Here is a 20,437-nt window from a genome sequence, read left to right as displayed (position 1 = left end):
ATATGTTTTTAAGTTTGCAAAGGTGCTTCGACAAGCTCAGCATAAACTATTCACTCAGCGAAGATCTTTTGATTTTAACCATTAAGAGTTAAGAATTATTAGGTGACTTATAAACGATTTTAAAAACCGATGTCTAAAATATCTTCAGATATTTTCTTAATTCAACTTAACTTCTCAATTAAAATCTAATGGTTTAAATAAAATCAGCTATTCAAAGAGCGATAAATCAACAACTGATTGTTTGTGATTACCTGTTCTCCTTCGGATAACCCTTCGGAAACATAGGTAATGTCTCCTACTTGTTTCAGGACTTTTATTTCTTTCACTTTTACATCGGTTCTGGATTTATAAATCACCACAAAACTTCTGTTATCATCGAAAATCACGGCTTTGGAAGGAACCGTAAGTGCGGTTTTATTCTCAGAACTTGTTACTTTTATTGTTGCTTTACTTTCCGGAATTAATAATCCATTCTGATTATCAAGCACTACTCTCGCCTGCATCGCATTGGTTTGAGGATCAATGATTTTAAAAATTTTATCAATTTTCCCGTCAAAAACCTTATCAGGATACGATAATGTGGAAACCTGCGCTTTCATTCCGAGACTGATTTTATCAATATCAGATTCGTTAACGTTCATGATTGCCCAAACGTTGGTGGTATTGGCGACATCAAAAATATTATCACTTCGGTCGCTTCTGAGCTGCATATCTTTATTGATGTTCTTCTGAACAATATATCCGCTGATTGGCGCCAGAACACTGTAAATATTTCCTTTTTTTACATTATATACTGTACTCACTGCACTTGCCCGCTGCAACTGATCCTGTGCTTTCTGAAGCTGACTTTTGGCTTCCAGAACGTCTCTTTCTGTATTCAGTTTTCCTTCGTACATTTCTTTGGCAACGCGAAGATTATTTTGGGCAACAACCAAATCTGTTTTTGCATCGCTCACATCTTTCTGCACTTCCGCCAATTCTGTACTTCGTATGGTGGCGAGAACCTGACCTTTGGTTACATGATCGCCCAGTTCAACATTAACGCTTAAAACATTTCCTCCGACCAAAGGATAGACATCGATGTAGCTGTTTTTGTCTGCTGAAATCTTTCCGTAGAAATTGTAATCGTCTTCTATATATTTTTTTTCAACTTTTGCTAAATCGATTGAATTCAGCATAGTGTTGCTCAGTTCAAAACCTTTTTTTGCCTGCGGTTTTGTTTCTTCCTCTTTTTTGGAGCAAGATAAAACAGACAGGGCAATCATTACCGGAATTATATAATTTTTCATGTTTAATAGAAGATTTTCGTTTGTACTAGTTGATTCAATTGTTCTGCAGACTGCATGATCCCGTTTTTCATATCGTAAATCTGAAGTGCCGTTTCGCGGTAACTGTCCATAAAGTCTGTAAATTCAATAAGACTGATGTTGCCTTTTCTGAAATTATTCAGCATCCCGTTATAGACCAGTTCCATATTATTAAGATCGGTAGATTTAATCTGACTGAGCTGATCGTATTGTGTTTTCCAGATTTTGTAAGCCGACTGTACTTTTGTTTCAAGGTTCAGCTTCTGAAATTCTGCATTTTTCTGATTCTGCTGAATGGCAAAATTCGCTTTATCCACATTTCCTTTATTGGATTTCCAAAGCGGAAGAGGAATTCCGACCATCAGATTGACTTCATTTTTGAAGGTTCCGCCATTCTGGTCCCACCCTGCCCCGAGATTGAGATCGGGAACGTTTAAAGATTTCTGCCATTGCGCATACAGCTTACTGTTGTCGATTAATTTTAAATTATATTGATAATCGGCATTGTTTTCGAGTGCTTTTTTCTGAAGTTCCGTTTCGTCGCCAAAAGGCTGAGCGGCAAGAATTTCTTTCGCTTCGGAATCAGAAAGCTGTGGTTCTATATCTTCGGTGACTCCTGTAAGAAGTTTCAGAGCCTGTTCAAATTCAAGAATATTTTTATTGATTCCTACTTTATCGTTATTTAACTGAATGACAATGCTTTGCAGTCTAACTTCGTCTTTCAGCGAAACATTTCCTTTGGCAGACTGTATTTTGTAGGCAGCCAGAAGATCGTTCATGTAACCCAATTGCTTATTGGTATTGTCGAGTTTTAGTTTTTCGTAGTAAAGATCAAAATAAGTGGAACGAAGCTGGGATTTGAGATCTACCAAAAGCTGGGCAAACTGAAGCTGCGCAAGTTCTTTATTGGATTTTGCGAAGGCAATTTCATTCTTCTTTTTGCCCCCCATGTAAATTAATTGAGTGACCTGCGCTCCTTTTGCGTGTCCGAAATCGAAAACTTTTCTGTCTTCGGGGTTGTATGCGTTTATTTGTCCGCTCAACTGCGGAAGTTCCCAGATTTTAGCCTGCAAAATATCTGCATCAGCCATATTAATGTTGTACTGTTCGGCGAGCAGTTGTAAATTGTTCTTCTGGAAAGCTTCTTCGCAATCCCGAAGCGACATTTGCTGTTGTGCCGTCATGAATGAAGAAATGACGATGAACAGCCCTGCAAATTTGTTCATTTTATTGATTTTATGATACAAAAATGCCTTTCTGCTATTAAAATGCTCTTAAAGAATGCTTAAAAAAAAATTAAATTTTTTAAGCAGCAACATATAATCATCTCATTTAAATCAAGTTACGAGCCGATTATAGTATTAATTGAATTCATGTAAAAGCTAAGTTTGCAAAGATTTATTTAAAGTTTTTGGGAATATTTTCTTTTGCAAGGGCTGAACTGCGTAAATATTTTTAGATTAACTTAAAAAACTATTTCACAAAAATCACACTGAACTTATTGAGGAGATCCGCCGGAGAAGTATAGGTAATTTGAGCCCCGTGATATTCGAGAATTCGTTTAACGATTCTTAAACCCAATCCGGAACCGGAAATATTCTGAGAATTTTTTCCTCTTTTAAAGGCTTCAAAAAGTTTTACCTGTTCTTCTTTCGGAATGGTATTTCCGTGGGAAATAACGTCAACAATCAGATATTCGTCATTTTCTTTAATCAGTACATCCACTTCCACATCATCGGAATAGATGGCTGCATTTTTAAATAAGTTGATGAAAACAATATCGAGTAAAGACTGAATTCCTTTAATGGTTAAAAGGGCATCTTCAGAAGTATCTTCGGAGATCAGAAAATCCAGTTTCAATTTGGGATAGCTTTTTTCAACTGCCTCAAAGGATTCAAAAATAACTTCATCAATTCTCACTTCTTCATAAATACTCTGGATATTTTCCCTGTCGAATTTGGTAAGCAGCAAAAGTGAATTGGTAAGATCTGAAAGCTGATACACATCCCTCTGAATCTGCTGCAAAGATGATAAAGTTTCAGGAGAATGCTGCCCGAATTTTATTAAATTTTCAAGCTGAAAAGCCATTCTTGTGATGGGAGTGCGTATTTCGTGGGAAGCACTTGCAGTAAAATCCTTCTGTGACTGAAAAACATCGTCCAACCTTGCAATCATCGTATTGAATGATTTGGCAAGAACATCAATCTCATCATTAGAATTACGAACCGGGATCTGGGTTGTTAATTTATGAGCTGTAACTTCAGAAATTTCCTGATTAAGATCTTCCAGAGGTTTTAAAAACTGTCCCATGAAATAATAGCTAAAGAAGCCAATGAGAAGGGCACTCATCACATAAGCCGTTATTAAAAGATATTTAAGATATTCCAGTTTGGATTTTCCATTGGTATCTAAAGCACTTGTTAAAATATAGTAATTTTCTCCGTTGATGGTTCTCAGCGCCGCATAAATTTCCGGAACTGTTTTTTCGGAATAGATTACTTTTTTTTCGTCAAGCTCTTTAAGAAGATCATTATCCCAGGTCACATTACGGTCTTTAATGGTGCTGTAGATCAGTTCTTTCTGCCCGTTGAAAATTAATATGGTTTCGTTTAAAAGAATGTTATCTGAATTTTCATTAAAAAAAATGGGAGCTTCTTCTTCAAAATCTTTAGACTTGGCAATGAAATGAGAAGTAAACTCCAGTCTCTGCCTGAATCTTTCTTTGAATTCTTCTCTTCGGAAATCATTAAAAGACATATAAATGACTACCATCACAATACCGAAAAGCAATGAAAAGGCAATACTGAGATTAAGTGCGATCTTCCTTTTTAGAGACATTCTATAACGGGCTTAAATAATATCCAAAACCCGATCGGGTGTGGATCAGTTTTACTTTAAAATCTTTATCGATCTTTTTACGCAAAAAATTGATGTAGACTTCTACAGTATTGGTATTGGTATTAAAGTTATGTTCCCACACATGTTCTGTAATCTGCTGTTTGGAAACAGTTCTTCCCTGCGCTTCCGCAAGATAAACCAACAGTTGAAATTCCTTCAGGGTAAGACTGATTTCATTTCCGCCACGATAGACTTTCTGTTCAGTTTTATTCACAATGAGATCATCAATCCTGATAATTTCCTGATCCATATTTTCAGAAGGTGTTTTTCTTCTCAGCAGAGAATTGATACGCAGCAATAATTCCTCAAACTGAAACGGCTTTACCAGATAATCATCCGCCAAACGTGTAAAGGCATCTTTTTTATCGGAAAGGTCTCCGTAAGCAGAAATAATGATAATGGGTGTATTTTTATCGAAAGAACGGATGGTCTGACAAACGTCTAGTCCGTTAATTTTCGGAACATTGATGTCCAGAAGATACAAATCGTAGGAACTGTTCCTGATCTGGCGAAGAAATGTTTCCCCATCATAAATCTTGTCGCATGTAAAATTATTTGACTCCAGAAATTTGCAAAGTTCCGCGGAAAGAATTAAATCGTCTTCCAATAAAAGAATATTCATCGAAAATTATTTTATACGAATGTAACGAAATTTTTGGTGATTGTAAAGGAATTCAAAAGTGCAGGAATTACTTTTAATTGAATTTTAAGATTTGTATTAAATGCTTCTGGAAATTTTTATCCTGAAAATAAAATAAATTCGAATTGCTTTTTATGCAGAGTGTTTAACAGAATCTATAAGGTAAGGATCACTATTTTTCATTTTCCCGAAAGTTTTTAAAATTTCAGACGAAATTCAGACATAAAATAAATACATAAAAAAATCCCGAAGAAATCGGGATGAAATGAGAGCCAACTACGGGACTTGAACCCGTGACCTCTTCCTTACCAAGGAAGCACTCTACCGCTGAGCTAAGTCGGCTTAAACTAAAAAATCACACCGGAAAGCGTGATTTTTATTGAGCGGAAGACGGGGGTCGAACCCGCGACATTCAGCTTGGAAGGCTGACGCTCTACCAACTGAGCTACTTCCGCAATTTTGTTTCCAAAATTATTGGTAACGCTGTGCAAACTTAAGGAAAATCCTTTATTTATGCAACTTTTTTCTAATATAAAATGTGGGGAGAGCAGGATTCGAACCTACGAAGCCGAAGCAACTGAGTTACAGTCAGTCCCATTTAGCCACTCTGGAATCTCCCCAGATATTTTATATTAAATTGAGCTTCCAGAGGGATTCGAACCCACGACCCCGAGATTACAAATCACGTGCTCTGGCCAACTGAGCTATGGAAGCATTTTAATACATGGACTGAATGCTGTGAGAAACTCTACTCTACATCATTTCAGTAGTAAAAAAAATCACGCTTTTTAAGAGTGTGATATTCGAGCGGAAGACGGGGGTCGAACCCGCGACATTCAGCTTGGAAGGCTGACGCTCTACCAACTGAGCTACTTCCGCAATTTTGTTTCCAAAATTATTGGTAACGCTGTGCAAACTTAAGGAAAATCCTTTATTTATGCAACTTTTTTCTAATATAAAATGTGGGGAGAGCAGGATTCGAACCTACGAAGCCGAAGCAACTGAGTTACAGTCAGTCCCATTTAGCCACTCTGGAATCTCCCCAGATATTTTATATTAAATTGAGCTTCCAGAGGGATTCGAACCCACGACCCCGAGATTACAAATCACGTGCTCTGGCCAACTGAGCTATGGAAGCATTATTAAAAAAGAATTCAAAAGATCGCTGTTCCCTTTTTGCGAGTGCAAATATAGAACGGATTTTTTGAATTCTCAAATTTTTTAATAACTTTTTTTAACTTTTTTTCCTAAGCCATTTCTTTTTTCTTGATTAATAGCTTTTTAGCAGTATCAACGCATAGGTCTAAACTTTCTTCAAAACTTGTAGAGGTTTTCTTTACTACGATATCGTCTCCCGGAACCGCCAGAATAATCTCGGCCGTTTTGTTCGCTTTATCCGAGTTGTTTTCTACTTTTAAGAATATTTTACACTCCTGAATTTTGTCATAAAAAGTATCCAGTTTGCTTACTTTTTTTTCAATGTGTGATTCTAGTGGTTCGTGTGGAGTTAAACCAATTGATTGTACTGTGATCTTCATAATTCGTCATTTTTTGAAGCTCTTGGATGAGCCCGATTAAACACTTTTTTCAATTGTTCAATATTAGCATTCGTGTAGACTTGAGTACTTGCAAGACTGGAATGTCCTAATATTTTTTTTACTTTAGAGATCTCTGCCCCATTATCCAAAACGTGTGTAGCAAAGCTGTGACGAAGGATGTGAGGACTTCTTTTTTCTTTTGTTGTTATAAGACTAAGGTACTTATTAACGACCACATAAACAAATTTTTCAGTGAGTTTTTTGCCTTTGGTATTGACAAAAAAATATAAATCATGTTCAGGCAGCGGTTTCCTTATTTTCAAATAACGATTCAGCAGATCCGAAAGCTCTCCGGAGATGGGAATATATCTTTCTTTGTTTCCCTTTCCTATTATTTTCAGTTCGTTTCCGCTGAGATTTACATTTTCAAAAGTCATACCACAAAGCTCTGCTTTCCGGATTCCTGTCTGGTAAAGAACCTCCACAATGCATTTATGCAAAACATCCTGAATTTCTTCAAAAACCTGATCATTAAGCTTTTGCATTTCTTCTTTTGACATCGGGATCTGTTTTTCGGGATAAAATTTTAATGACGAAATACTTTCTGTGGGAGAAACTTTTATTTCGCCGATTTTTAGCAGAAATAAATAAAAGCTGCGAAGAGAAGACAATTTTCTGTTGATACTTCGTTTGGAAATATCATTTTCGCTTAATTCAACGATAAAATTTCTGATAATTTTTTTGTCCGCTTTTGAAATATCTTCTGAAGATTCTGTTTTCATGTAGAAACGGGAGAAATCTTCAAGATCTTTTCGGTAGCTTGTAATGGTGTGAGGAGAATATCTCTTCTCAAATTGTAAATATTCCAGGAATTTGTCCAGCATCATTTAGTATATAAAAAACAAAAAATTCACTCTTCAAATATAAACATTTAAAGAGTGAATTTAGTATGTGGGTAAGAAAATTCTTAAGCCTGTTCTTCTTTGCTAAGATTTCTTTGCTTGTGAGCAGCCTTTAATCTAGCTTGTCTTAAAGTTACAGAAGGCTTGATAAACTGTTGTCTAGCTCTTAACTGACGAACTGTACCAGTTTTATCAAATTTTCTTTTATATTTTTTTAATGCTCTGTCGATAGACTCTCCGTCTTTTACTGGAATTATTAACATATATTACATCTCATTTTGGATTGCAAAAATAAACATTATTTATTAAAACACAAAACTTTATTGAATAAAACATTCAAAGTAAATGAATTCAAATTTTGAAAAAGCTTAATAAAACTGACATTTAACAATAATTTTATAATAATTTATGTTTATTTATAAATAATTATTTAATAAATTATATACTTTTACGTACTTATTTATTTATTTTTGTAAATAATATTAAATTGTTTAAAACCAAACAGCTATGCGTACATTTCCATAACTTTTAATTGTAGTAGATTTTGCTTTATCTCTGGCAAATTCCGGATCCTGATTTTATTCTGAGTAAAACCATATTCATATTCCCTTCACAATGCTTAAAAAATTACTCTTTTCTATTTTTATATTCTTTTCCGGTTTCGTGTTTTCACAGGAAGATTGTATTTCTGCCATTACAGTCTGCGGAAATTCAGGTATAAATTATACTCCCGTAGGAATAGGAAACATCAATGAAACTCTGGGAGGATGTCTCTCATACGAAAATCATTCAGTTTGGTATAAGTTTACAATAGCTACCAGCGGAACCCTTACTTTTGATCTGGTTCCCACAGGACCGGTAGATTATGACTGGGCGATTTACGGGCCAAATGTAACCTGTTCCACCAGAGGAACTCCGGTAAGATGTAATGCTTCAGGATATTACGTTAATACCGGAATGAACATGACCAATACCAACACTTCATCCGGTGCCGGAAATACAGATCCTTATTGTAAATACATGGATGTTTTGGCAGGACAGACGTATTACTTATATATAGATAACTGGTCTCCGTCGGTTTACACTTTTAATCTAACTTGGGGCGGAACTGCAACTTTTGTTTCACCTTTTACCAATTCAACACTTGCCCCCAACCCTTTTGTTCCTCCCGGAAACCCCGGACCTACTCCAGGCTCTCCGAGAGAAATAAATATCTGCGGAAGTTCTGCAACTTTTAATTTCAGCACATTATCTCCCGGGATACTAAACGGAAATTCTAATTTTTTCGTTTCATATTATAGCACAGCAAACAATGCTGCAACAGGAAGCAACCCTATCACAGCACCTATTACTGTAAATACAGGCAATACCTATTATTATAATATAAGCTATCAGGATCCTAACAATCCTAACAATTCCATCAATTCCTGCAAACAGACAAATGCCATAGTTTTTAAAGACAAAAGTTTAACTGCATCTATTACTGCATCTGCAACAAAACTCTGCCCAAGCGGAAATATTACACTAACATCAAGTAACGCTACCGGAAACACATGGTCTACAGGAGCTACAACCCAGTCTATCACGGTAAATACACCAGGGACCTACACCCTAACCAGCAGCAATGGAGTTTGTACAAGCCCACAAGCTTCGGTTACCATCACTCAGGACACGGATCCGAATGTGCAGATCACAGGAAATCTGACATTGTGCGAAAATACTTCCACGACACTTACCGCAACCTCAACCGGAACAGGAAACTCCTATTTATGGTCTACAGGAGCTACCACTCCTACAATTACTGTAACCACACCGGGAACATACACCGTAACAGTGAAAACTCCGGCAAACTGCCAATATCTTAAATCTGTAACCGTTGTACAGGGAACTGTTCCCGTTGCTCAGAATGCCACTTTAACCAACTGCTCCAGTACAAGCACAGCAGTTTTTAATTTAACAACCGCTCAGCCTAACATCAGCACGACTTCGGGAGTTACTTTTGATTATTATGTAAATCAGGCAGATGCCATTGCCGGAAATACAAATACCATCGCAACCCCGACCGCTTACACATCAGGAAACGCAACAATTTATGTAAGAGTGAAAACTGCAACGTGCTCAAAAGTCGTTTCGCTTCAGCTCAATGTAACTCAGCTTGCGTCTCCTACAATTACCAGTTCATCTTCAACGATCTGTTTCGGTGGAAATGTAACGCTCACATCAAGTGTTCCGACAGGAAATACATGGTCTACCGGAGCAACAACGCAATCTATTACGGTTACATCCGGAGGAACTTATTCCTTAACCAACACCAACGGAACATGTACAAGCGCACCGGTTTCAGTAACATTAACCGCAGAAAGTGATCCTAATCCTCAGATTACAGGAAATTTAATTGTGTGCGGATCTCCGACCACACTTACAGCAACCTCAACCGGAACAGGAAATACATATTCATGGTCTACAGGTGCCATAGGAAATTCAATTTCAGTTTCTGCGCCGGGAACTTATACGGTTACAGTACAAACTCCTGCGAACTGCCAGTACACAAAATCCGTGACAGTAGTTCAGGGGGCTGTGCCTGTTGTACAAAATTCATCTTTAAGTGTCTGTTCAAATAACAATACCGGGACATTTAATTTAACATCAGCGCAACCTAACATCAGTACAACGACAGGAGTAATATTCAGTTATTATCTGAATCAGGCGGATGCATTGGCAGGAAACAGCAATACCATTGCAAATCCTTCGGCATATATTTCAGGAAACGCTACTATGTATGTTTTGGTGAAATCCGGTTCTTGTTCGAAAGTAGCAGAATTACAGTTAATTGTCAATGTAAAACCTGTTCCGACGATTACTGCTTCGTCGAATGTCATCTGTAACAATAATGCTGTTACTTTAACCTCAAGTTCAGCAACAGGAAATACATGGTCTAACGGCGCAACGACACCGTCAATTACCGTATCAACTCCGGGAACTTATACTTTAACCTATAATAACGGAACCTGCACAAGCGATCCTGTTTCTGTGATTATAACTCAGGGAACTGATCCGAATGTTCAGATTTCCGGGAATTTAAATTTCTGTGAAGGCGCTTCAACCACTTTAACGGCTACTGCAAACGGAACGGGAAATACATTTTCATGGTCCAACGGATCAACAACAGCTAGCACAACGGTAACCGCATCAGGAACTTATACCGTGACCGTGACCACTCCTAACGGCTGTCAGTACACAAAATCAGCAACCGTTACGATGGATCCGGCTATTATAGTAAATATTAATACTCCGGCAGAAATTAACTGTACAAATTCTCAGGTTACTTTAAATGCTACAGCGTCTGTATACCAACCGGGATCAACGTTTTTATGGACCGCTACGGGAGGTGGAAATATTGTTTCCGGAGCCAATACCTTAACTCCGGTAGTGAATAATGCGGGAACTTACACTTTAACGATTACGAGCCCGACTTCCAACGGATGTGCGAAACAAGGTTCAGTGACGGTCATTAAGAATATCACACCGCCGATCATAAGCGTTTCAGCTCCTAAACTATCAATTTGTAAAGGTGAGTCTATTGCTCTTACGGCAATGGGCGCAGCAACCTACACATGGACGGGATTAACAGGAAACGGCAACACACAGATTGTTTCCCCGACTACGACTACAACGTACACAGTAACGGGAATCGGGACAAACGGCTGTTCTGCTACAACTCCTGCTACGATTACCATCACGGTTGTTCCGGAAATTGTTTCTACTCTGAAAAATATCGAAATCTGTAAAGGTGACAAAGGTATTCTGGATGCAGGAAGCGGACCGAATTATTCTTATTCGTGGAATACCGGAGCAGCTTCTCAAACCATCAATGTGGACACACCAGGAACTTATTCTGTAACCATCAGTAATGGAGTGTGCTCTAAGACCTTTACCGCAACGGTAGGATATATTGTTACTCCTCAAATTAAAGAAATCACTTACAAAGATCCTTTTTTAACGATTGTTGTACAAAATAATGGCAATGTACCTATAGAGTATTCCATAGACGGAGGCGTAACTTGGCAGACTTCCAACACTTTTCAGGTGCTAAAAAACACGAAATATTCGATAAGGGTAAGAAACAGAGGGGCAACCTGCGATACCACCGCAGAATATTACACCTTCTTTATGGCAAACGTTATTACTCCAAACAGCGACGGAAGCAATGATGTGATTGATTTCAGCGAAATCAGCAAATACGGAAATTTTGAAGGGGGTATTTTCGACAGATACGGAAAAGAAGTTTTCCGACCAACCACCAAAACACCGATCTGGGACGGAAAATACATCGGAAGACCTCTCCCAACCGGAACTTATTGGTATAAATTACAATGGGAAGATAAAATCATTAAAAAGCCTGTTCAGCTTTCGGGATGGATTTTACTGAAAAACAGGGATTGATGAGGTTGAAGTTAAGACTGAGATTGAGATTGAGGTTGAAGTTAAGATTGAGGAAAGGAATTAGATAAATTATATAAGTGTCGGAGTTTTTTCCGGCACTTTTTGTTTTTTGCTGTTCAGACTTTTGTTCTTTGCTGAAAGTTTTTTTCTGACTATCATTTATACTACCCACTTCTATCCTAGCCCTGATTGAAGAGAAAATCCCGGACTGGAGCGGCGGAGCAAAGCGGAGCCGCGCAATGAGGAATTGTAACGGAAAGCAGGATAAAGCTCCAAATAAAAAACACCTTGAAATTCCATTTTTAAAATGACTGAAAGAATATGAACTGAATTTGAATAAAAGTGTTATCTTTGCATTCACTTTATTCATGGGGTTGACTGGTTTCGACAGCAAGACCAATGGGTAAGTAAGCATGCAGAGAACCGTAGCGCGATCTCTATAATCCCTTGCTACAAAATTTTAACTGGCAACGAAGAGTTCGCTCTTGCAGCTTAATATCGAAGTATAGTAGATCAAGCGTTTTCCCGAAGATGTTAGTAGGGAAGCAAGATATTCCACAAATGCCCTGTTCTGCGGCGTTTGATTCTGGGATATAGGAATGCGGAAATAAGGCTTTGGACGCTTCGGCTAAAGCTCGAAAACCTCAGAAGATAAGCCGGAAGTTGGGTGTCTGCTCTCTGCTTCCCGTCGAAAATCAATAGCAGAATAAGCATGTAGAAAGCTTATGTATTGCTTGTTTGGACGAGGGTTCGAATCCCTCCAACTCCACAAAAGAGATTGTTTTCAGCAGTCTCTTTTTTCTTTTTCAGATATTAAAGGGCTTTACTTTTATTGTCCATGTTTTTCTTCCTTCTGCTCTTTCGGTATTCCCAAGGCGAAACTGCATTTTTATCCGTCCATAAACCCAAACGATTCTCTTTCGCGCTGTCCTGTAGTTTTTGCAGATCAAGATTCTTCGATGCTTTAAAATACCACCATCCGAAACCTGCTTTAATGATTTCCTCAGAAAGATATTTATTATGATCGTAAAAAATTTTAGCAACAGTTCTTTGGTATCGGTCTTTTGCGGTTCTGTAAAATGTAACTGTTTTGCCAAATACGGCATCACTGGTAAACTGTTTGGCATTTTTACCAAAAGCCTGGCCTTTTTCGGGACAATCTACTTCCGCGAGCCTTAAAGTTTCCTGTGTGCTGTCGGATAACAGCACAACCACCGTATCACCATCTTTCACTTTAATTACCTTTCCTGCCGTTTGTGAAGAAATAAGAACTGAAAACAATACAAAAAGAATGAGCAGATTTTTTTTCATCAATAACAAATAATATTTCGAATTTTAAAACAGGCTGCAAAAGTAGTAATTATAAAGCTCTGAGGTAAAAAATAACTTTTAAAAAGCTCAATCAGACAGATTCTATATTGAGTCCAAAAAATTGTGAATGATAAACTTAAATAAGACAATGAAATGTTAAAATATAAACCCCTGAAAACTAAAAGACTAAACTCACAAACTACAAAATACTCTTATGTAAACCACAAAAAAGACTAAAAAAATGTTTTATCGTAAAGAATTTTATATATTTGCACCATCTAACAATTAAAAAAAAATTTACTATGTCAGACATTGCATCAAGAGTAAAAGCTATCATCGCTGATAAGCTTGACGTTGAAGAAACAGAAGTAACTCCAGAAGCTAGCTTCACAAACGATCTAGGAGCTGATTCATTGGATACAGTTGAACTTATCATGGAATTTGAAAAAGAATTCAATATTCAAATCCCTGATGATCAAGCAGAAAAAATTACTACTGTAGGACACGCTATCGCTTATATCGAAGAAGTAGTAAATAAATAATATTCTTCAACAAAAAAGAAATTAAACAAAGTTTATGGAATTAAAAAGAGTAGTTGTAACCGGTTTTGGAGCAATAACACCAATTGGAAATAATGCAAAAGAATACTGGGAAAATCTTGTAAAAGGTGAGAGCGGTGCTGCTCCTATTACTCTTTTTGATGCCACAAACTTTAAAACTAAGTTCGCTTGCGAAGTTAAAAATTTCAATCCTTTAGACCATTTCGATAAGAAAGAGGCTAAAAAAATGGATAGGAATACACAGCTTGGGCTTGTTGCTGCAAGAGAAGCAGTAACGCACTCAAGAATTATTGAAGACAATGTAGACAAAAACAGAGTCGGCGTAATCTGGGGTTCAGGAATCGGAGGTTTAGAGACTTTTGAAACTGAAGTTTTAGGATGGGCAAACACGGAAATCCCGAGATTCAACCCGTTCTTTATCCCTAAAATGATTGCGGATATTACACCAGGGCATATTTCTATTGAATATGGTTTCCATGGTCCGAATTATACTACTGTTTCTGCATGCGCATCTTCTGCAAACGCTTTAATTGATTCCAAAATGCTGATCCAGCTTGGAAAAGCAGATGTAATTGTATGTGGAGGCTCTGAAGCAGCCGTTACAGCAAGTGGTGTCGGTGGATTCAATGCAATGATGGCACTTTCTACAAGAAATGATGATCCTAAAACGGCTTCAAGACCTTTCGACAAAGACAGAGATGGATTTGTTCTTGGTGAAGGAGCAGGATGTATCATTCTTGAAGAATATGAGCACGCAGTAAAACGTGGGGCTACAATTTACGCAGAATTAAAAGGCGGCGGTCTGAGTGCAGATGCACATCACATGACTGCACCTCACCCTGAAGGTTTAGGAGCTTATCTCGTAATGAAGAACTGTCTGGAAGATGCAGGATTAACTGCTGATGAAGTAGATCACATCAATATGCATGGTACATCTACTCCATTAGGAGATATTGCAGAATCCAATGCTATTTCAAAATTATTGGGAGAACATGCTTTCGACATTCAGATTAATTCTACAAAATCAATGACCGGTCACCTTTTGGGTGCTGCAGGAGTTATTGAGGCTATTGCTGCGTTGGGAACTATTATTCATGGTATTGTTCCTCCTACCATCAACCATTTTACTGATGATGAAAATATCGATAGCAGACTGAATTTCACATTCAACGAAGCTGCTAAGAAAGATGTAAAAGTAGCCATGAGTAATACTTTTGGGTTTGGTGGGCACAATGCCTGCGTTCTATTTAAGAAAATCTAAATCTACTGAATGGAGTTACAGAAATACTTTTCTAAATTCCTTCTCAAAAAAAGAAAAAGACAATTAACGGAGAGAGATTATTTTCTCATTACTGAACTCAGCAAAATGCTTGGAACTGAGGTACAGAATGTTGCCCTCTACCGCGAAGCTTTTTCTTTAAAAAATTCTTCTAAAAATAAAGACAGCAATTACGAAAGGCTGGAATTTTTAGGAGATTCTGTTTTGGGTACAATTATTTCTTGTCATTTGTTTCACACCTATCCTCAAGCCAATGAAGGATATCTGACGCAGATGAAATCTAAGATTGTTAATAGGAAGAATCTTAATAAATTAGGAGAAGATTTAAAACTTACCAATCTTCTGCAGAAACAAAACTCTGTGGTGGCTTTAGGTGAAAACATCTCCGGAAATTTATTTGAAGCTTTAATTGGTGCTGTTTATCTCGACTTCCAGTATGAAACCTGTAAAAAGATCATTCTGGAAAGATTACTGACGCCAACGGAAATTAACAAGCTGGAAAATAAAATTGTAAGCTACAAAGGTCTTCTGCTCGAATGGAGCCAAAAGAAGAAACTGAATATAAAGTACGAAACCTGCGAAGAAATTCAGGTAAATAAATCGATTGTTTTCCGCTGTCATGTATGGCTGGGAGAAGAAAAAATCGCGAATGCCACAGAAACTTCTAAGAAAAAAGCCGAAGAAAAGGCAGCACAAAGAGCATTTTATATTTTAAACAAAAAAGAAAATATACTTGGAAATCCAAAAACTTTATGACATTGATGATATAGAATTTGAAGATATTACCATCGGATTGGTAAGATTAGCAAAAAATATACCCGATCATGAGTTTTTCTACAAGGTGAATCAAAACAACGATCTTACATTCAAAAGGATTGAAGATGTTATTCTTCACGGGTCGTTTTATGATTATTTTTTTTCAAGATTTGAGGCTTACCATAAGTTTACAAAGACCTGTTTTACTTTTATTTCGAACAGATCTTCGGAAAGTAAACAAAAAAAATTACAGACAGAGCTCTTCTCGGAAGAAGAAAACATTAAATTTTTATTAAATAATCAGGTAGAAGTGCAATATATTTTGCACAGTTCGGAACAGTTTCCTGATTTTTCCGTAATTTTGCTCCCTGAAAATCTTGTGTTTCCAATTCAAGATTATACACTAGGTTCTGAAGAAGAACTTTATCAAATTATCCAGTATTATGAATAAGTATTTAAAGAAAACAAAAATTATTGCAACGCTTGGTCCGGCTTCATCGTCAAAGGAAGTAATGTTAGGGTTAATGAAAGCAGGTGTTGATATTTTCAGAATCAATTTTTCACACGCTGATTACGACTTAGTTCGTTCAAATATCGAAATCATCAGAGAACTCAATAAAGAATACGGTTTCTCGGTTGGTATTTTAGGAGATTTACAGGGTCCTAAACTAAGAGTAGGAGTTGTAAAAGAAGGTTCTTACCTTAATCCGGGAGACATCCTTACTTTCACCAATGAAAAAATTGAAGGAGATTCTACAAAAGTGTACATGACGTACCAACAGTTTCCACAGGATGTGAAAGTTGGGGAAAGAATTCTTATTGATGACGGTAAATTAGTTTTAGAAGTAACTGAAACCAACCTTACAGATACCGTAAAAGCGAAAACCATTCAGGGGGGACCATTAAGTTCCAAAAAAGGAGTAAACCTTCCCAATACAAACGTTTCTCTTCCTGCATTAACAGAAAAAGATATTCAGGATGCGAATTTTATGCTGGATCAGGAGGTAGACTGGATCGCGCTCTCATTCGTTCGTCATGCACAGGATATTATAGATCTTAAAGAATTGATTTCTAAACATCCGAACGGAAAATTCAAAACGCCGATCATTGCGAAAATTGAGAAGCCGGAAGGTGTAAAAAATATAGAAGAAATTTTATTGGAATGCGACGGTTTAATGGTTGCACGTGGAGATTTAGGAGTGGAAGTTCCGATGGAAGAAGTTCCTGCCATCCAGAAAACTCTTGTGGAAAAGGCAAGATTCTATTCCAAGCCGGTAATTATCGCTACTCAGATGATGGAAACGATGATTAACAGTTTAACACCAACAAGAGCGGAAGTAAATGACGTTGCAAACTCTGTATTGGACGGAGCGGATGCGGTAATGCTTTCAGGAGAAACTTCTGTAGGAAGATATCCGGTTCAGGTGGTGGAAAATATGGCTAAAATTGTAAAGAATATTGAAACTACGCATTTTTACCAGCACAAAAACGAGCCTATCGAAAAGGATTTCAACTGTATTGATGATCGATTTATCACCAACAGAGTTTGTCTTGCGGCAGTAAGAATCGCGAAAACTACCAACGTTTCTGCGATTGTTACCTTAACAAGTTCAGGATATACAGCGTTTCAGCTTTCTGCACACAGACCCAATTCACACATCATCGTATATAGTGGAAACAAGAGGGTTATTACCATGCTGAACCTTCTTTGGGGAGTTCACGCCTATTATTACGATATGAAGAAATCTACTGATGAAACGATTATCCAAGTAAATATGCTGACACATAACTACGGATATATCGAGGCTGGAGACTTTGTAATCAACATCAATGCAACTCCATCTTACGAAGGCGGAAAAACAAATACCTTAAGATTAACGACAGTTTAATTCAAACGAAGTCATTATAAACAAAAAAACTCACGAAAGATCTTCGTGAGTTTTTTTTATGAGCCAAAAGCGGAAAGAATAAATGTTGAAAGCGCATTAAGCAGCACTATTATAAACTTCCATCTCCCCTCTTCCAACTTCCTTCTTTACTCATAATTTCCCACCACAGTTCTTGCTGTTACGAATTCGCGTAAAGCCAATAAAGAAAGTTCTGTTCCGTAACCTGAAGCCTTTGATCCTCCGAATGGAAAACGCGGATCAGAACTGGTCATTCTATTGATATTAACGGTTCCGGATTCAAGGTTTTCAATAAAAAATAACTGTCGTGACTGATCTTTTGTCCATACGGAATTAGAAAGCCCGAAAGGAATATCATTCGCCATTTTTAAAGCTTCTTCGTCATTTTTAGCAATCATCACCATTCCCAAAGGTCCGAAAAGCTCTTCCTGCAAAATAGGATTTCCTTCCTGCACACGAATTAAACCAGGTCTGAATTCATTTTCAGAAATTCTTTCCAACGGAAGAATGATTTCAGCTCCGTGTTCCAGTGCTTTCTGAAACTGTTTTTCCAGTTCATCCGCCAGATCCGGTCTTGCCATTCCGGCAATTTTGGTTTCTTTATTCATCGGATCTCCAACTTCATATGTTTTATATTCTTCAATAAATTTAGGAAGAAAAGCGTCTTCAATTTTTTCATCAATAATGAATCTTTTTGCCGCAGTACAGGTTTGCCCGCAATTCTGAAGTCTTGATTTTACCCCTGCTTTTGCCGCTTCATCCAGATCTCCGTCGTCCAATACAATAAATGCATCACTTCCACCAAGTTCAAGTAATGATTTTTTGATATTTAGTCCTGCAATAGAAGCGACTTCTCCTCCGGCTTTTCCACTTCCTGTGAGACTAACTCCTTTTACCGCATCATGTTCGAGAATTCCTTTTACTTCTTTATGACTTACCTCAAGATTCTGGAAAATTCCTTCCGGAAATCCGGCTTCCAAAAGTACTTCTTCTATAGCGTTTCCGCTTCCAAAACAAATTGAAGCATGTTTTAATACAACGGTATTTCCTGCTAAAATCGCTGGAACAGCAAATCTCAAGACCTGCCAGAAAGGAAAATTCCATGGCATTACTCCTAAAATTACCCCTTTTGGAACATAATGAACTTCAGAATAAGAAAATTCAGAATCGATTTTCTCTGGTTTTAAAATATTTTCGGCATCTGCATAATAATTCATCATTAAAGCACACTTTTCCACTTCAGCAATAGATTCTGAAATAGGTTTGTTCATTTCCTGAGTAATGATCGTTCCAAATTTTTCAGAATTGTTTTTTAAGATTTCCGCTGCTTTAGCAATGAGTTTCTGTCTGTCTTCGAATGGTACTTTTCTCCATTCTGAAAATGCCTTATCTGCTTTGATAAGTTTATTTTCAATTAATTGTTCCATACTATAATTTCTGTTTTTAAATCCGAATCTGTGCCGAATTTAATTCATGCTTTCTTCAAGCGTTTTGGAAGCAACAAATCCTGTTCCTTCGGGTTATATAAAATAATGATTTTTTCTATCGGAATATTGTTAAATTTTATGTTAAATCATAAACCATTCATTCACAAGCGTTGCCGCCAGTCTCGCCGTCCTTTCATGAATATCAAACTGCGGATTTACTTCTGCCACATCAAGTGCCAAAAGCTTTTCACTTTTCAGAATATGTCTGTAAAAATGCATAAATGTCGCATCGGCAAAAATACCGTTGTATGCAGAAGCAGAAACTCCCGGAGCAATGGAAGCGTTAAAAACATCCATACAAATCGTAAGATACAGATAATCTACACTGTCGAGAAGATCATTTATTCTCTGGTAAACAGAAGGTAAATTTTCAAAGAAAAGTTCATCGGCAAGAATATATTTCATCCCGTACTGATGAGCGGTATCAAATAATTTCAGAGTATTAGAATTCCTCTGAATCCCGATATGCAGCGAATGAATTTCGCCTTCCTGAGCAATTTGCCAGAATCCGGTTCCCGAACTCGCTCCTACTCCATTTTCAGGCTGTCTGTTATCAAAATGAGCATCAATATTAATAATTCCTATTTTCTGTTCAGGAAAAGCTGTTTTTAGTCCTAAATAATGTGCGTAAGTGACTTCATGACCTCCGGCTAAAACCACAGACCTTCCTCCTTTCAGCAACACTTTGGAAACATTTTTGGCAAGACTGTTTTGGGTATTTTCTAAATTTCCGTCTTCACAGGTAATATTTCCAAAATCCAGCAAAGAAAAATCTGGACGGATTACAGGAAAATTCGACATATTTCTGCGGATAATATCCGGAGCATCTTTTGCGCCCTGTCTTCCTTTATTCCGTCTAACACCTTCATCTACAGCAAATCCATGTAAAACGAAATCTTTAGGTGAAACAAGATCATAATTATTTTCTTCTTTCACCCTCTGAAATATTCTGTGGAAAAGAAGTTCTTCTCCGTCTAATCTTCCCTGCCAAATCGTGTTCATCATTAATAAGTTTAATTTGTGTGTGTTTATAATTATTATCCCGGAAGCCTCTCTGCAATTTATTCAAAAAGATAATTAAGAAATTCTAAATTGGGATTTATTGCTCTTATTAATTCAAGTTTTTTGTCTCTTTTTAATAATTTTATTTCTTTTTCTCTTTCTATCGCCTGATGTATCCAGCCAAAGCTTTGATAGTAAATCAGAAAACAGACATTATATTTTGCGGTAAAACTATCAGGATTTAATTTATTTATATGCTGAGATAATCTCTGATGCAAGTTTCCGGTAACTCCCGTATATAAAACTGTTCTGTTTTTATTAGTTAAGATGTAAACATAAAATTTATAAATTCCTTCATTTAATTCGAACATTTTTTATCATTTGTATTAAAGTATATTTAGATGCTT

General features: G+C 37.0%; 17 protein-coding genes, 7 tRNA genes and 1 other RNA gene. 7 read left to right on the top strand and 18 right to left on the bottom strand.

All coding sequences use genetic code 11. From position 1 onward, the window contains the following. Positions 1-203: 203 nt before the first annotated feature. The 14 genes from AC52CF_RS02030 to rpsU all read right to left on the bottom strand — a co-directional run bounded on the left by AC52CF_RS02030 (position 204) and on the right by rpsU (position 7,548). Positions 204-1,289: an efflux RND transporter periplasmic adaptor subunit gene (locus AC52CF_RS02030; protein WP_496517768.1), complete on the bottom strand. Its 1,086-nt coding sequence runs from the start codon at positions 1,287-1,289 to the stop codon at positions 204-206. 2 nt (positions 1,290-1,291) lie between these two features. Beyond that, positions 1,292-2,533, bottom strand: a complete 1,242-nt coding sequence (locus AC52CF_RS02025; protein WP_496517767.1) for a TolC family protein — start codon at positions 2,531-2,533, stop codon at positions 1,292-1,294. 247 nt (positions 2,534-2,780) lie between these two features. After that, positions 2,781-4,145, bottom strand: coding sequence for an ATP-binding protein (locus AC52CF_RS02020; protein WP_496517766.1), 1,365 nt, complete (start codon positions 4,143-4,145; stop codon positions 2,781-2,783). Between the two features lies 1 nt (position 4,146). After that, entirely contained in the window at positions 4,147-4,827 is a 681-nt protein-coding gene (locus AC52CF_RS02015; protein ID WP_235131842.1) for a response regulator transcription factor, read from the bottom strand. Between the two features lie 288 nt (positions 4,828-5,115). Continuing rightward, positions 5,116-5,187: transfer RNA gene (locus AC52CF_RS02010), tRNA-Thr, on the bottom strand. Positions 5,188-5,227: 40 nt separating this feature from the next. Further along, positions 5,228-5,300: transfer RNA gene (locus AC52CF_RS02005), tRNA-Gly, on the bottom strand. 84 nt (positions 5,301-5,384) lie between these two features. Continuing rightward, a tRNA-Tyr gene (locus AC52CF_RS02000) sits at positions 5,385-5,465 on the bottom strand. Between the two features lie 20 nt (positions 5,466-5,485). Then, positions 5,486-5,559 (bottom strand) — tRNA-Thr (locus AC52CF_RS01995). A gap of 92 nt (positions 5,560-5,651) precedes the next feature. Beyond that, positions 5,652-5,724: transfer RNA gene (locus AC52CF_RS01990), tRNA-Gly, on the bottom strand. Between the two features lie 84 nt (positions 5,725-5,808). After that, positions 5,809-5,889: transfer RNA gene (locus AC52CF_RS01985), tRNA-Tyr, on the bottom strand. Between the two features lie 20 nt (positions 5,890-5,909). After that, positions 5,910-5,983 (bottom strand) — tRNA-Thr (locus AC52CF_RS01980). Between the two features lie 109 nt (positions 5,984-6,092). Then, the gene (locus AC52CF_RS01975) at positions 6,093-6,383 is read right to left on the bottom strand and encodes an HPF/RaiA family ribosome-associated protein (protein WP_375180893.1); all 291 of its coding nucleotides are present in this window, start codon (positions 6,381-6,383) and stop codon (positions 6,093-6,095) included. Continuing rightward, positions 6,380-7,267 carry a phage lytic cycle repressor MrpR family protein gene (locus AC52CF_RS01970; protein ID WP_235131841.1) on the bottom strand — a complete coding sequence of 296 codons (888 nt, stop codon included), beginning with the start codon at positions 7,265-7,267 and terminating at the stop codon, positions 6,380-6,382. The genes AC52CF_RS01975 and AC52CF_RS01970 overlap by 4 nt, the downstream gene beginning before the upstream one ends. Before the next feature lie 83 nt (positions 7,268-7,350). Beyond that, positions 7,351-7,548, bottom strand: a complete 198-nt coding sequence (rpsU, locus tag AC52CF_RS01965; protein ID WP_062697349.1) for a 30S ribosomal protein S21 — start codon at positions 7,546-7,548, stop codon at positions 7,351-7,353. Positions 7,549-7,900: 352 nt separating this feature from the next. Here rpsU and AC52CF_RS01960 point away from each other — a divergent pair, with 352 nt between their 5' ends. Further along, positions 7,901-11,728 (top strand): FIDD domain-containing protein, encoded by a 3,828-nt coding sequence (locus AC52CF_RS01960; RefSeq protein WP_375180894.1) that lies wholly within the window; start codon positions 7,901-7,903, stop codon positions 11,726-11,728. Between the two features lie 370 nt (positions 11,729-12,098). After that, positions 12,099-12,500, top strand: a transfer-messenger RNA (tmRNA) gene (ssrA, locus tag AC52CF_RS01955). A gap of 41 nt (positions 12,501-12,541) precedes the next feature. On the opposite strand, the gene AC52CF_RS01950 is transcribed toward ssrA, so the two are convergent. Beyond that, positions 12,542-13,039, bottom strand: a complete 498-nt coding sequence (locus AC52CF_RS01950; RefSeq protein ID WP_375180895.1) for a thermonuclease family protein — start codon at positions 13,037-13,039, stop codon at positions 12,542-12,544. A 302-nt stretch (positions 13,040-13,341) separates the two neighbouring features. Between AC52CF_RS01950 and AC52CF_RS01945 the strand changes: the two genes are divergently transcribed. The 5 genes from AC52CF_RS01945 to pyk are packed head-to-tail and all read left to right on the top strand — an operon-like array spanning position 13,342 to position 17,523. Then, a complete protein-coding gene (locus AC52CF_RS01945) occupies positions 13,342-13,581 on the top strand; it encodes an acyl carrier protein (RefSeq protein WP_002976354.1) in 240 nt (79 codons plus the stop codon). 34 nt (positions 13,582-13,615) lie between these two features. Continuing rightward, entirely contained in the window at positions 13,616-14,860 is a 1,245-nt protein-coding gene (gene fabF, locus AC52CF_RS01940; protein WP_076390692.1) for a beta-ketoacyl-ACP synthase II, read from the top strand. Between the two features lie 9 nt (positions 14,861-14,869). After that, positions 14,870-15,634: a ribonuclease III gene (gene rnc / locus AC52CF_RS01935; protein WP_076390691.1), complete on the top strand. Its 765-nt coding sequence runs from the start codon at positions 14,870-14,872 to the stop codon at positions 15,632-15,634. After that, positions 15,612-16,085: an IPExxxVDY family protein gene (locus AC52CF_RS01930; RefSeq protein WP_214591006.1), complete on the top strand. Its 474-nt coding sequence runs from the start codon at positions 15,612-15,614 to the stop codon at positions 16,083-16,085. Before rnc ends, AC52CF_RS01930 begins: the two co-directional genes overlap by 23 nt. Then, positions 16,078-17,523, top strand: coding sequence for a pyruvate kinase (pyk, locus tag AC52CF_RS01925; RefSeq protein WP_214591007.1), 1,446 nt, complete (start codon positions 16,078-16,080; stop codon positions 17,521-17,523). Before AC52CF_RS01930 ends, pyk begins: the two co-directional genes overlap by 8 nt. Before the next feature lie 146 nt (positions 17,524-17,669). Here pyk and AC52CF_RS01920 read toward each other — a convergent pair whose 3' ends face one another. The 3 genes from AC52CF_RS01920 to AC52CF_RS01910 all read right to left on the bottom strand — a co-directional run bounded on the left by AC52CF_RS01920 (position 17,670) and on the right by AC52CF_RS01910 (position 20,401). Continuing rightward, the gene (locus AC52CF_RS01920) at positions 17,670-18,968 is read right to left on the bottom strand and encodes an aldehyde dehydrogenase family protein (RefSeq protein WP_214591008.1); all 1,299 of its coding nucleotides are present in this window, start codon (positions 18,966-18,968) and stop codon (positions 17,670-17,672) included. 141 nt (positions 18,969-19,109) lie between these two features. Continuing rightward, positions 19,110-20,030 carry a formimidoylglutamase gene (gene hutG, locus AC52CF_RS01915; RefSeq protein WP_214591143.1) on the bottom strand — a complete coding sequence of 307 codons (921 nt, stop codon included), beginning with the start codon at positions 20,028-20,030 and terminating at the stop codon, positions 19,110-19,112. A 59-nt stretch (positions 20,031-20,089) separates the two neighbouring features. Continuing rightward, positions 20,090-20,401, bottom strand: coding sequence for a GIY-YIG nuclease family protein (locus AC52CF_RS01910; protein ID WP_076390687.1), 312 nt, complete (start codon positions 20,399-20,401; stop codon positions 20,090-20,092). Positions 20,402-20,437: the final 36 nt, after the last annotated feature.

This window comes from Chryseobacterium sp. 2P, assembly GCF_059579425.1.
Note: the sequence above shows the minus strand (reverse complement) of the source record. Positions and strands in the feature narration are given on the sequence as shown.